12 protein-coding genes are annotated in these 14237 nt (G+C 40.8%); 6 read left to right on the plus strand and 6 right to left on the minus strand.

What is annotated here, in order from left to right:
• Positions 1–97 precede the first annotated feature (97 nt).
• The 3 genes from csm6 (at position 98) to FHS24_RS03030 (ending at position 2447) form a co-directional block, all read left to right on the plus strand.
• Positions 98–1198 (plus strand): CRISPR-associated ring nuclease Csm6, encoded by a 1101-nt coding sequence (gene csm6 / locus FHS24_RS03020; protein ID WP_183618547.1) that lies wholly within the window; start codon positions 98–100, stop codon positions 1196–1198.
• A gap of 114 nt (positions 1199–1312) precedes the next feature.
• Entirely contained in the window at positions 1313–1816 is a 504-nt protein-coding gene (locus FHS24_RS03025; protein ID WP_183618548.1) for a hypothetical protein, read from the plus strand.
• 61 nt (positions 1817–1877) lie between these two features.
• Positions 1878–2447, plus strand: coding sequence for a hypothetical protein (locus FHS24_RS03030; RefSeq protein ID WP_183618549.1), 570 nt, complete (start codon positions 1878–1880; stop codon positions 2445–2447).
• A 451-nt stretch (positions 2448–2898) separates the two neighbouring features.
• Here FHS24_RS03030 and FHS24_RS03035 read toward each other — a convergent pair whose 3' ends face one another.
• Genes FHS24_RS03035 through FHS24_RS03060 form a run of 6 tightly spaced genes read right to left on the minus strand, consistent with a single transcriptional unit; the run spans position 2899 to position 11160 of the window.
• On the minus strand, positions 2899–5043 hold the full coding sequence (locus FHS24_RS03035) for a TIGR03986 family type III CRISPR-associated RAMP protein (protein ID WP_183618550.1): 2145 nt from the start codon (positions 5041–5043) through the stop codon (positions 2899–2901).
• Positions 5044–5096: 53 nt separating this feature from the next.
• On the minus strand, positions 5097–5606 hold the full coding sequence (locus tag FHS24_RS03040; protein WP_183618551.1) for a hypothetical protein: 510 nt from the start codon (positions 5604–5606) through the stop codon (positions 5097–5099).
• On the minus strand, positions 5606–7048 hold the full coding sequence (locus FHS24_RS03045; protein WP_183618552.1) for an RAMP superfamily CRISPR-associated protein: 1443 nt from the start codon (positions 7046–7048) through the stop codon (positions 5606–5608). Before FHS24_RS03045 ends, FHS24_RS03040 begins: the two co-directional genes overlap by 1 nt.
• On the minus strand, positions 7048–8706 hold the full coding sequence (locus FHS24_RS03050; RefSeq protein ID WP_183618553.1) for a type III-B CRISPR module-associated Cmr3 family protein: 1659 nt from the start codon (positions 8704–8706) through the stop codon (positions 7048–7050). Before FHS24_RS03050 ends, FHS24_RS03045 begins: the two co-directional genes overlap by 1 nt.
• Before the next feature lie 4 nt (positions 8707–8710).
• Positions 8711–9382 carry an RAMP superfamily CRISPR-associated protein gene (locus FHS24_RS03055; RefSeq protein ID WP_183618554.1) on the minus strand — a complete coding sequence of 224 codons (672 nt, stop codon included), beginning with the start codon at positions 9380–9382 and terminating at the stop codon, positions 8711–8713.
• A 2-nt stretch (positions 9383–9384) separates the two neighbouring features.
• Entirely contained in the window at positions 9385–11160 is a 1776-nt protein-coding gene (locus FHS24_RS03060; protein WP_183618555.1) for a Cas10/Cmr2 second palm domain-containing protein, read from the minus strand.
• Positions 11161–12057: 897 nt separating this feature from the next.
• On the opposite strand from FHS24_RS03060, the gene FHS24_RS03065 reads away from it, so the two are divergent.
• The 3 genes from FHS24_RS03065 to cas2 all read left to right on the plus strand — a co-directional run bounded on the left by FHS24_RS03065 (position 12058) and on the right by cas2 (position 14216).
• Positions 12058–12969, plus strand: a complete 912-nt coding sequence (locus tag FHS24_RS03065) for a hypothetical protein (protein ID WP_183618556.1) — start codon at positions 12058–12060, stop codon at positions 12967–12969.
• A 61-nt stretch (positions 12970–13030) separates the two neighbouring features.
• Positions 13031–13798, plus strand: a complete 768-nt coding sequence (locus tag FHS24_RS03070) for an alpha-ketoglutarate-dependent dioxygenase AlkB family protein (protein WP_183618557.1) — start codon at positions 13031–13033, stop codon at positions 13796–13798.
• Positions 13799–13928: 130 nt separating this feature from the next.
• Positions 13929–14216, plus strand: coding sequence for a CRISPR-associated endonuclease Cas2 (gene cas2, locus FHS24_RS03075; RefSeq protein WP_183618559.1), 288 nt, complete (start codon positions 13929–13931; stop codon positions 14214–14216).
• Positions 14217–14237: the final 21 nt, after the last annotated feature.

Genomic DNA, 14237 nt, shown 5'->3' on the forward strand with positions numbered 1-14237 from the left:
AGTGCAAGTTTGCAATCTCGCAAGCTTGCGCTAGCCACACCACAATCCTAAAGCCATTATACTAGACACACATTAACCAGATGATAGAGAGCAAATTATGTCACGTAATATCTTATTTTTAGTTACTGGCGCCACCCCGCAAATCATTACTGAGACAGTATATGGACTATCTGTCGCCCAAGAAGAAACTTGGATTCCAGATGAAATTTATATTTTAAGCACACAGTTTGGTATTGATCAGGTAAAGTCAAGCTTATTCAAAAAAGGTATTTTTCAACAGTTTTTAGATGAATACAACTTACCAAAAATTAAATTTCATGAAGATAGCTTATTTTTTATCACTGATAACGACGGACGAAAGCTTGATGACCTTAAGACACCTTTAGACAATGAGTACGCTGCAAATAGTATATGTCGCATCATACGTGACTTCACTAAGGACGATGACGTCACTTTGCATGTATCAATAGCAGGTGGGCGCAAAACTATGGGATTTTACGCTGGTTACGCGTTATCACTTTATGGACGCGATCAAGACAGTATGTCTCATGTTTTAGTGGATGAAGTATTTGAACAAGTTCGTGAATTTTTCTATCCGGCAAAGAATCCTGCTGAACACTATGTGACAAAGACAGTCAATAATAAGTCAATAGAACTTGATGCTTATAACGCAAAAGTATGGCTAGCTAAGATACCTTTTGTAAGAATACGCAGCCTATTAAGTAAAGATATTATCGCCCAAACTCATGAATTTTCACAAGTCGTTCAGCTGATTAACGACAGCCTAAACCCTGTTCAAGTCACCGTGAACAAATTTTCTAAGACTATTAAAGCAAATAGCCAAAGTTGCAAGCTATCATCAAAAGAGTTTAGTTTTTACTTATGGTTTTTACAAAGACGCTGTGAATCCAAACTTGGTGTCAGCTACCCCTCTAAAGATATTAAAAACGACCAACTCTCCGAACAAGAAACTGAAGAATTCAAGCAAGTATATAAAGATTATGCGGCTAAAAACATAAACATAAATAGCATTGTGATAGACCATGACTATTTTTCACAAGCATTATCAAATATAGATAAAAAGCTAGCTGCTACTTTTTTACCCAAAGTATATGATCAATTAAAAGTACAGCCTGACGAAAATAGACTATATCAAGTAAATCTAAATAATGACCAAATTAAAATTATAGATTATTGATATAGCTATAAAATCTCACGTTTGTTACAAGCTTGTGATCTCAGTTTTATAGGCTAAAACACGATATATTTAATGTCATCAGCTACCCAATATTAAATACTTAGGAGAATACTCATGGCACTACCTGCTATCGTTGTTAGTCATACTGTTGCTGTCGCCGCCTTAAAAGAAGGCTTAAGCTTGTGCCAATCAATTATAAGTTATCGTATCGCTACACAACAAATTGAGCTACAACGAGACCGTATGCATGCTGAAGCTAATATTATCATTCAGCAGCTCGATCATGATTATAAAGTTAAATTAGCTAACCTAAACACTATTGCTGATGCTCATAAAATCACGCTTAAGGGTATAAATACTTCTAGTAAAGAAGTCGTCAATATGGTTGAGAGTGGTCAATTAGAGCTTGATAAGTATTTAAACATCATTGTATCACCTGATGTTTCAAACGATATTAAGCAAAGTATGATGACGGTAATATCTCAGCTCTCGCAACAACAGGCTCAGCTGGTTAACAATCATATGCAAAGCTCACAAGCACCTATCAATGCTTTTGCTATGATGCTAGATAGAATGCGAGACAGCGATCAACCACGTACCTTTACTGATGTTAGTTAATATCGTCTATAAGCCTGATTGATAACGTGATGTATATTGGTTTCTAATTAAGGAGAGGTATATGTATTGGGTTATTGGTGCAGTCGCTGTTGCTGGTGTCGTTGCTTGGTTAAACAGTGAAGAACAGGCAGCATGTACAAACTACCATGCATCTAGCCGCAGGCTCTCTACAGAGACCTCTCAACGCCAGCAGCAAATAGCTGAACGGCGCGCTAACTATGAGAAAAACCAAAACTTTTATGAGCATATTGAGCTGCATCATGCTTCTCATTTGACTGCTGACGCTCTATACAAAGAACTTGAAAGTCATAAAAAAATTGTCGCTATGCTTAGGGAGAAACAACAGTCGTTTGGTCAATGCATTGGTGAGCTTAAACAGCAGCGCGATGCTGCGAAGAGTGATCAAAAACAATTTATTAAAGAGCAACTAAAGCAAATGCGAGAGCAACTTAATGAGGCTAAAGAATATCTTGTCATGCTGTCAGAGGAAAAAGAGCATAAGCTAACCCAAATTCGTCAAATAAACAATGCCACACGCGAATATAAGCTGTATATTCGAGACTACTGCGGTGAAAAAGGTCGCGACTGGTATGAGCGCAGTGCCGAGCGTGCGCGTTTGCGTGCGTCTTAAAACATACCTACGAGCAACTTAAAAAATAAAGTTATCGCATTAAGTTTATTATAAACTACATTGCTTGAGATAAAATGGCATAATTAGTGTTGCAAAGCTGAGTGGCTTGCACTAGATATAACTCTATCGCCGATTAAATCAATAGGGACTAAAACGGAGGTTCATTATGTGGGTTATAAACACTTATTAGTCTGAAAAGCTCCTCGATTCTCAATGTAAGAGACATTTAAAAAAAGCACTGCTTTTTAGTCTCGCAAGAGAAAACTCCTTAAATGGAATTTTCTGAGCAAACAGTGTGTTGAAGATAATTATTCAAAGCACAAGGCAAGAGCTATGCTTGCGCAGTCATTAAAAAAATAGTTATTGCTCGAAATGACATAAAAAAGCGGTCATTATACCTTTAGGGGCATGATGACCGCTTTTTTGTGTCTCAGATCATTTAATTAACAAGTCAGCTCCATTTATTGATTTGCTTAACCACTTTATCCAGTTGTTTTTTTGTACCCACTAGTTCAGAAAGCTCATTCGATAGCATTTGCAACTTAGTCTTTTGCTCGTCAGTAAAGGTATCTTTGTACGTTGTAAAAGATTCTTTTAGAATTTTATGAGCATCTTCTTTCATGGTATTGGTCAGCTCTTGCTTTGCTTTGGCAATAAAGTCTTCTATCTCATATAACGCCATTTCTTCTTCTGTAGCGCTCTGTTTTGCCTTTTCGCGTACTTTGGTTTTAGCTTGTTCTACTAGCTGTGCTTTTGCGTCTTCTATACTCTCATCAATATTAGACTGATACTCAACCACTTTGATCTGCTTTGGATCATCAATTTCGATAGGCTCATACTGGTGAAAATCTTTTGCAAAATCGTCTATATACTCTCGTTTTTTAAGGTCTGCATAGTCTTTAGGAGTTGATAGATACTGATAGCTTTCTATGTCATGGCTAGGCGTCGCATACTCACGCAGAGCTTTTATGACATCGCAGTCCTCCCATTTGGTAATAGTAGCGATACTATTGGCTTCAAAGACATTATTCATATACTTTTGAAACTCAATACGGCATCCTGCCAGCCACGCAGTCTCATCCTTAATATCCTTGCCATCATTAAGCACTAAACGGCTATCAACTATAGATAGCTTCACTTGACCTAGACCAAATGGCTTACCAGTACCTAGCGCGTGACAGCACTTATCACTCTCGCCAAAGTCTAAAGACCATAACAATGCGCCAAGCTCGACAGGACGTATATTATGCAGTCTAATTTTGAAGTGAAACTGACTTTCGTTGGCTAAGGTTTCTAGTCTGACTTGTACTTTTTTATTTTGTAATACCTTCGCTTCTAGCTTTGGATAATCCTCAACAGCTTTGGCTTGGTATCTTTTCCATCCTGCAATTTTTGCATGGTTTTGCATCAATTGATTAAAGCCGTTGCCTTTACCATCTTGATATATATAAGCAGGATAATAGGTCGGCTTAGGCGCACTTAAAACCACCTCAGGACTAAACTGTAATAATGGAGTGTTACCTTGCCATGCAGCAAATCCTATTTGCACTCTACCTCTAAGACCTGACTCTCCTTCTTTCTCACCAAGATACCCAAACAGCAAGTCAGCCATGCCAGCACTATCAGCGTTAAGATTGTCATTGACATGCTGCGCGTTAGTATGACCAACCGCATCATGAATGCTGTTCTTATACGGTAGTTTATACATCATCGCTAACCCTAAAGAGCGCACTGAATTACCATCGGTATGATAAAAAACAGGAACGCCATGTTTTAGAGTGTTGATATTCTGTTGCCAAAACTGCCACTCTTTGGTGTCTTGATGGATTTGGCGAAAGCCGCTCATCACTGTACTACTTACCTCCATAGCACTGTCTTGAGTATTAAAAAACACAAATTCGTATTTTTTGGCACCTTTGCTTTTATCAAATGCAGCACCTGGCTGTCCTGTCATAACCAGCACACCAGAGTTACCTTGAGTACGACTGATATCAGTCAACTGTTTACCGTTTTTCTCTTCCGTCTGTTCAAACTTAATGTCCGGACAAACTCCTATCTTATAGTATCTATCCATCACTGTTTGACAGTCTGTCCAGTCTTTATAAGAAAGCTTAAAAGTATCAATAATCTGTTGTTGATGTACTCGAGCATAAGAACATGGGTAAATAACCCAGCCTTTTTGCTCATCGAACTTTAGCCAGCCAGATTCAGCTTTCTGCTTAATAATTGCCTCAGTATAAAACTTTCCTGCTGGTGTCAGATCACGAACTCCTAGTTTTTGATCCTCAACTTGACGCATGGGCGAAAAACTAGCAATCTCTAGTACATTTTTGAGCATGCCTTTTAATGAGCTACCAGGTATTGATAACTTACCATCTGGCGTTCTATAAAAATGTATTTTACCAGCCTCGTACTCTGATGAAGATGACTGCTGACCACCCACACAAAGCGGTGTCTGGTTTTTAAGTGCTATGGTAATCTCACCACTGATACCATCTTTAAATGGCTTGTCATGACTAGCTTTATTCGCCCAGCTTGGGTAAACAATCAAATTAGATAAGGGGACAAAGCGATATGGTGCGGTTACGTCTGGCATTTTGGTTTCCTTTTTATACCGTTACTAAGCATACTGTTGCTAATACAATAATATTATCTATCAAAACCTACAAAAAACGCCATATCCGCAATAGCGGTAGCGTCTTTATACACCCAAAGCTTCTGATAAATCAGATTACGTGTGTTTTTGACACCGACTTCTTTGTGTACCACACGCTCCGCTAAACTATTAGCTGGTTTTTTATCGCTAAAATCCAAAACGCACTGTTGTAACATCCACTTATTATTACCGATATATTCAAGCACATAGCTTGTTTGAATATCCCCTTGTCCATCGTCTTCTACCCATTCACCATTGAGTAGTGGGCTGCTTGTTATGATAGCCTCATTATCAAGTATCTTTACCTCACCTGTTGCTTGCACCCAGCCTGATACGTTGTTTATTTCTTGAACTTTTATGGCCATCTGATCTTTATCAAGCGTTTGATGACTGGTACTACTATGCACCGCTTTAAACTTATTCATATCTATTTTTAAGTTGCTGTTCTGACTTAGCGTGGCGATATCGTCTAGTAATTCAGACAACCAATTTTGAGTCGTCATTATACCGCTCCTCTTGTCTCAATCCATGTCTGGTCATCTGACCACTGAATACCTTTATTATCTTTGTCCAAAAACACACCTAAACCACGTGAGGCTGATGCACCTAGAGGCAACCAACCATTTGCTAAGTCTGTTAATGACTTGTGTAGCGCTAACTTAATATCTGGATCTGTGACTTTATCAGGATTTACCACATCAAGTTTTATGGTGATGCTAGTGTGCCAAAGGACATTTTCGCTAAATAACGCCCCATTTATCACGCCGCCTGTGAATTTATCTATCTTGTTGTGCATTAGCACTTGCTGCTTTTGTGATTCTAGATAGGTATCTTGAAATGCCAGTATTCCCGCACTTGATTCGTTGTCTTTGGCATAGCCAAACAATGCAGTTATCGCTGGACTTTCATCTGACTCATAAGCTGAGTCATCATCTACAAAGCGAGAGGTTAGACAGTTGTAATGATAAGCCACACGATGACGAATAGCACCTTTGATTGCACTGGCAGGCAGTAGATATTGCTGCTCTCCTATCTCACCTACTTGTGTACCATTAGACTTTTTAGTCCAATATATCTTAGCTTCGTGCATGGGTAGCATGTCAGGATCTCTATCGTCATCATATGACGAGGTATTAGCCAAATAACGCTCACCACCGCCCACTCGCCAAGCAGATTCAGCGCTAAGTTCAAGCGAAGCTGACAGCGGTGTTGATGACTCATGACCATCTAGCTCAGACTCAGTGTTAAGTGACTCCATATGCTGATAGTCCATTCGCGTACGCCCACGATTAACATAAGCGCTTTGGCCTGCCTCAGTAGTCAAATCCCATACTGATTGGTATAACGTTACCGATTCAAACAGTCCATAACCATTTTTTGTGCCATGTCCGATGCGTATGTTTCGCTCAACAAACAGTTTGAGTAAGCGACTCCATTGCTCGTTAGACTCATCAGAGCCATCACCCCAGTAGCTGATGCCAAAGCTATAACGCGTGCCAGCAGGTACTAAGGTAACATCAAACTTGCCAGAATCTACACTTGAACCACGGTCGTTTAAGCGAACACGTTGACGTACAATCAGCTTGGCATCACTAAGCTCGGTATATAAAGAGTCCTCTAACTGAGCTGAGGTTAGCAGACCTTCTTGCGCTTGGTTTAAGCTATTGTGCACTAGACCCCAAGTGACGTTTAACCAAGAGGTTTGACCATCTTGACCATTGGCATAGCCAAACAATGTCTGTGTGGCAAGCTCACCATACTGACGCTGATACTCGTGACGTAATACGCCCGCCAAGCTAGACCCTGATAGCGTAGGTAGTCCATTAGCGTCGCGCATAACCAAGCTATCATGAACCGTATCACCATGCCCCGTATGAATAGCGTGAGCACTCTTTGCTTCTAGTGTCACTTTTAATAAGTGGAATATTGGACGAGAACTGATCATTACGCTTGCTCCTCACGTTGTTTTTCTATTGCTTGCATCTCACTTGCTGTCGGTCTAATACCAATACAGTACTCATCCCATGTGTCCGATAGGCCTAGTATGGCAAGCTCAGCAACAATATAAGCAAAATAGCTTTCTGACTTATATGCGGCTAGCTCATCTTGCATAAACTGACCAAGGCTTGCATGGGTACTAGGCGCATACTTAATCTCCCATCCAGCACTTTTATACGATGACCCACTTTGTCTGTTATCGCGGTTTTGTTCCGTACTGATCTTCAGCATTGCATTTTTATTCACTACTAAATTTTGCCATAGCTGGTTGACATCGCTACGATGATGATTAGCTAGCTCCTTTAATCGACCGAACTGTGTTCTTGAAGGCGGCGTAGGCTCTAATGGTATACCTCTAACCAATCCTTGGAAGCGTCTGGCTTGAGTAATTTTGGTGCACAGCTTTTCAAAGATATCAGCAGCAATCTGGCGCGGCTTAGTACCCACCTCAGCGACTTGTTGTTTTCTAAAGAGCATTGATACTAGCGTGCTATCTTTAGGCTGGGCAGCTGACATTGAGCGGGCATTGTCTACTGTATTATCCTGATTCTGCCAAGAGGGATGCGTACTTGATAAAATATAAGGATTGATCCATACCTGACCTAAGCCGCATTCTGTCTGTATGCCAATACCTTCTGATATATCTTTATACAACCTATCGTAGTCACTAAAGTCTGAGGGTAACTTGTATCTCAATACACTACCTCGACTGATAACTTGACGCTCTTTGTCATAATGACGGCGATAGGCGTTATACATACTGTATCGACGAGTACGCAAAAAACTTGATTCAGTTATCCATCTAGTGCCCTCAGGCAGCCCAAGTACTTGCGGCTCTGGTATCAGGGTTGGTTGTCCATTATTTTGTAGCTGCATATCGCTTATTAACCATAAGGTCAATAGCTGTTGCGCCTGATTTTTAGCTTGACTGGTTTGAACTGAGTCTTGTTGCTCAATATCTACAGCGCCAAACTGTGCCGAGCGAGAGCGACCTAAATGTGCTTTGCCCACTATAGCTGATAGCTTATCAACCAGCTCATCACAGACATCATCATCTATATCAATACTAAAACCAAAGACTTGACCTGCTGACAGCGCTTCATAACCAAACAGATGCGCATCTTGTGCTCTGTTTTGTGTAGGGTCAATGGCTGTTTTTAGGGTGTGTTCTTTGTCTGGACTGATACGCATACCATCCATAGTAATATAAAAGTTGCGCAGCTGTACGGGCTGTTTTTCTTTGATAGCTTCTTTTAAAGATGCATCTGTCATTACTTTAGAGATGTCAAATATTTTATCGGCAAACAGCGCGTTACCGTCAGCATACTTCTCAGCTTTAAAACTATGCAAACACATAGGAACAGGATAAGCAATTTTTGAGCTGCCTTGAAGCGTTGGTAGCGCGTCGTTGAATCTAATCTTGCCACTGTGAAATACTAAAAAAGCCTCATCTGCTGACAGATTTTTATATAGCCGACTTGCCAGCAAACCGAGCAATGTAGAACCTTTGATATAATCTAAGCTTTGATGAGCGCCAACGGATGCAGATTTTTCACTGATTATTACAGGTTGACGAAGCGTTAGGAGGTATTGATTGGTTTTCATAAGGTTAGTCCTTTAACTCGTGAACAAATGAGAGCACTACTTCTCCTAATCCGCGACTTCTATGCGCGCCTATAGCATCTATCAGTGGCAATGCTTTTTGTATAATTTGCCAAGGGTTGCTAACAAGCATTGCTTGTTGTTGCTCCAAAAGCGTGTCATCAAGTGCAGTCAGCCTTAACTGTAGCTCAGTGTATAGATTCATAGGCAAAGCAACTTCTATACCGCGCAAGCTCATATCCTCAGCAGTGCCACTATCGTGCTGTATTTTGGTGTTATATAGTGGCTGATACAGGTACTGACGTAATGATGCTTGTTCTGTGTCTCGTAGATAGTCATATTCTGACTTTGCAAGCTCAGCGTTACCCACAAAAATCATCCCTGAAGAGGTCTCAAACCGACCCTCGCTCTGAGTAGCACTACCGAATAATAAGTCTTCAAAGCTGGTAGCCCCGCCATCACCGTTTGGCAAGCTAATGTCTTTGTACCATCCCCATGCTTCTGCTCGTCTTACCGCATGACGCAACAGGCCCTTTAGCTGTTTTCCTGAAACAAATGGCAGTCCATAAGTGTCTTTTAGGCACTCCTCATCGAGATAGTATCCACGCCCTTTACCACTACCTACATGCCAATAACCCTGAAAATTTAAATGAATCACTTGTTCTAATGCATTTTGCATGCTTATGCTCCCTCAGAGTCTTTCGCGTTTTTATCGCTACTTTGATACGCTGTTTTTTCTTCTGCTATAGTCATTAAGGTCAATAAATCCGCAATCACACTTTGATACTCAAGCTTATTATCTATATCAGTGCTGCCGGGCTTAACCTGACTAAAGGGTAAGTCGCTTTCAAGCTTACCGATGACTTGGGCAAGCTTTTGTAGGAACACATTAATTTGTTTAACTTCTCGCTGTTCAGCTCTAGGAACGTTTTTTAGTTGCTCATCAGAGCGCTTAGAGTATTGTACCCAGCGCTTGAAGACGTGCTGTGCTTGATCAATATTGAGATACATTAATGTTGCAATTTCTCTAAGTGCTCGAGGGTTGATTGCAGAGTTGACCAATAAATCGTTGAGTTCTTCTAACTGATGTAAGCTTGCCACTTGTTGACCTTCTATCTGCTGTATCTCATCTACCATATAAGCAGCTGCAGACAAATGATAAGACTTATGATCGGTTGAGACTGTCATACTGTTTTCGACCATCATATCCACTTCTTCTATCAGGCTGTCGCCAATCTTATAAAAGGCTAAGCTCGATGGAATAATCGGTGTTTCACTACCTGCAACCGATTGCTTATAATTGCGTGAGAAAATTTTTGCTTGTTTACACAACCCTTCAGCCACCTCATAGGCTTGATAAAATGGCTGCGAGGATTTCATATAGACGATACCAGCACAAGCAGTCAAATAAGCAGGTAGCTTGTTTGCTGATGCTGTCAGCCCATTATCTATAAACTTCTGCTTGAGCTGTGCTAATTCCGTTTGACTAGTCTGCTTAAAAGCTTGTAAAAATGCACGAGTAAAATCAATGGCAATATCAGCTTTTACGATGACAGATAAATCATCACCGCCCAATACCAATGGACGAGCTGGAATCACATTATTATCAGTAATACTGGCTACGAGAGTGGCATGAGCGGCTTGATTAGTCGCCTCAATCGTCGCTCTAGTGATACCTTCTGAAAAAGTACGATATAGATCAATATAGACCTCATCACTGGCATCTTGACAAGCTTCATTGAGCAAACGCAGTATCTCGCCTAAACCATTACCGTCTGCATGAATGAGCCCTACTAACTGGCGGCGACCTAATGGGAATTTTTTTGAGGCTTTGGCATCTGATTCGAAATTATTAGGAAAGTGTACCTTTTGACTATCCTCATCGTCTTCTTGACGTTCAGAAAAACCATATAAAAATCGGTCCGTTAGAGATTGGCTCTTAGCAGGCCTTTGAAAGCTGCGTAATATTGAGGTGCTCATATCAAGTGATTCAGTCCCGCGTTTACCATGCGCCTCTCGTCTGACTACCGCCTGCCCCGTTCTTGGGCTTCTTTCTGTGATAGGGCTGGCATTAGGTAGCGCAGCACTGATAATATTGCGCTGCTGAGCAAGCTGCTTGATACCGTTATTAATGGCTTCTTTAACGGAGATTGCTTGACTGACCACATCTACCTGCTCAACAGAAGGTATCCACTGCGACATGAGTAGTCGCCAAGTTCTTTGAAACCTTTCTGCATCCGCTAACTCATCAAAGACCAAGTAAAAAACACCACCAGCCTTGCGGGGTGACATGACTTTACCTGTCAAATTCAAGCAGTCTAAAGTCTCATCTAATAGACCGTTATCCGCACAGATATAATCAATCAGCTCACTACCCTCGAGCATATCTTTGAGCTTGCCTGTAGCGAATAAAAACCGCTGAATGCCTCTGGTTTCAAACAGATAAGCGTTTTTCATATCACATCCTTATATTAGATAAGCAAGCTGTATTTTAAGCTAAGTTAAATTCCAGCAAAAAAATATTCAGCTACCCTTACTTTTGTTTGTCATATTATTTCGGCTGTTAGCATAGCAGAAATGAATCATCTATATAGCCAGAATAACGCAAAACCACTCAATTAGTGATTATCACAAGCTTGTCATATTTTGACTTCATTACATTAGTATTGTAAGAGTCTTTATTGAACTTATATTACTATTGCACAGTGGTTGACTCATTATTGCAAAAGTTAGATATTTGTTTTACTATAACAGCGTTGCTTTTTATTAAGTGACCCCTAATTATCAGGGCGTTCTGGACTTAATCTGACGAAGATTACTGTGGTTATTTAACGTTTTGGACGTATGATTGGTTATTATTTACACAATTTTCATTAAAAAATTGGTTAAAAAAGCATCAACTTTTAAGATAACTTTTGTTGGTTAAATTTATAAATGTAAGTTGTTGATTTTATTGGTAATAAAAATCGTTGTACAGTCTGAAACGCTCCCTGATTCGTAAGGGATTAAGACATCGATGGGATACTGGCGTGATGCGTGACTGTATGTCTGAAACGCTCCCTGATTCGTAAGGGATTAAGACCATGCCTGCAGGTAGAGTCACCTCATCTGAATCTGTCTGAAACGCTCCCTGATTTGTAAGGGATTAAGACCCACCAAAGTGTGCTTGCGCGAACTTCGGGTCGTCTGAAACGCTCCCTAATTCGTAAGAGATTTAACCTATAAAACAGAAAACCACCTTTCGAGGTGGTTTTCTGTTTTTAATATCCTGATTGTCGCAAGCTTGCCATTTAAAGATCAAAGTGCTCCTACCCTGCATAATGGGCTCATTCAACAGCCAGTGGAGAGAGACCGATGATCGCATTCAACCGAGCAGCAAACACTCAATCAGCGCAAAGCTTAGCAGAGCATATATCCCATGCCGCTGAACAGTTACAACTTCATGGTTTTGATCGCTACTACAATGCGATGGTCGGCGCTTATGTGTCTGAAGTATATAAGACGCTTAACTACCCTAGCTTTGCCAATGCTACCAACCGTGCGCAGGCTCCACTAACCTCTTTAGAGCAAGCAGTGATATACACAACATTATATGGCAAAAGCCACTTTGATCGCTTTAGCGAGGTTATTGCTCAAATTATGGGTAAAAATAAACGCTCAGAGGCAATAGCTAGAACGATTAATATCGTAGATTACGGCTGCGGACAAGCAATTGCCAGCTTAGCGTTATTAAGTTATCTTGAAAAGTATGTCAACTGGGAGAATTTTACGCTGAACTTCCATCTCGTTGAACCTTCACGCACCACGCTCGATTTGGCAGTTTTATTGGTGACCAAAATGTCCTCACGCATCGCAGCCAACGTAGTTATACATCAGTATAATAAGAGTCTGTCTGACTTTTTAGAGTATGACAGTGAAGCCCTTGCAACTGCGGATTACTCAATGCATCTATTTTCTAATGTATTGGACATAGATGCAGTGCAGCAACAGATACCGAGTCTCTGTAAGTATTTACATAGCATTGAGGGCAAACAAATGGTGATTGCCGTAGGTCCGCAGTACTCCAATAACTATCAAGGTTTACAGCAGCTAAAGCGTTCGTTAAACGATGTGACTGTTAAGCAAGACGTGGCTGACTTCTCTATCGAAAGTGAAATATACTCAATTAAGAACAATCACTGGCAGCATAGCGCTTCTTATGGGGTGATGATGGGATTGTGCTTTAAAAACACACTATCAGATAAAAATATAAAGATAGCTGCTTAGATTTTTTAGACGTCTACTTAGCAATATGACTAACAATCAGTACTCATTAGGAGAATAAGAGATGGACTTATTTGATACTTTGATTGCAGATGAGCCAGCATTTGCACTGGCAGGATTGATTAATGATGGGAAATTTATGCAGTCTGATTACCCTGCACACATTCATCAAGATGCTAAAGGTATCGTCATCGATCTGCCAGATGGTCGACTTTACTACGCGCCGCAGTACTTCGATAGTATACACAGCGATGAGATCTTGGATAGCTTGTTGGCATGTAAGGGCATTGACCATACCACTCACGACTGGCATCAAGAGGGCGAGATTAATGAGCTGCCCTTTAAAAATATCCGTTGGCAGCATGATAGTGTCAGTATGTTTGGCAAAACCCATCCTCTACCGCGACTATCGGCATGGTATGGCGATAACGACAGACCCTATACCTACTCTGGTATTACCTTACAACCAAAGGCTTGGAATACAGTGTTACTTGGTTTACGAGAAGCACTAGTACCGATATGCAAAAGAGAGTTCAATAGCGTATTACTCAACTGGTATCGCTCAGGTGAGGATCATATCAGCTGGCATACCGATGCTGAACCTGAGCTTGGAGAAAATCCATTAATCGCGTCAGTAAACTTTGGTGCCAGTCGGCGGTTTTTATTGCGTCGTCGAGACAATCACAGTATCAAGCTTGAGATATCACTACAGCATGGCAGTGTATTGGTGATGGCAGGCGCACTGCAACATCATTGGCAGCATAGTGTACCGAAGCAAAAAAAGGTAAAAGAAAACCGTGTTAATCTAACCTTTCGGACCATCCACATCTAGTATCTATCAGCTTGATGGTTTCGTATATGCTAATCAGCTGAATTAGTACTGCCGTTAAGCGCAGATTTTTTTATGTCTAGCTTACGACTACTTTATGGCTGGCTAGGCAACAACGTTGGGGCATAAAATCATGAAACAGCTACTGTATCTAGTCGGCTACGACATCAGCGATCCAAAGCGCCAAGCACTACTGCGCTATCACGTTAAAAGCTATAGTGCGACAGGTCAAAAATCTGCTTATGAATGCATGCTCTCACTAGACAATAAGCAACAATTAACTGAATTTGCGCTATCCAAGACTCATCCAGGAGATGCGTTTTTTATTATCAAAACGCGGCGGACGTATTGGTCACAAGTCGTTAAAGGCGACCTATCCAAGTCAGAGGACTCAGCTACTCATCATTTTTATATTGGGTAAACGTCTACTTAGGAGGCTGTC

The sequence above is a fragment of the Psychrobacter luti genome, from assembly GCF_014192115.1.
Classification (GTDB): domain Bacteria; phylum Pseudomonadota; class Gammaproteobacteria; order Pseudomonadales; family Moraxellaceae; genus Psychrobacter; species Psychrobacter luti.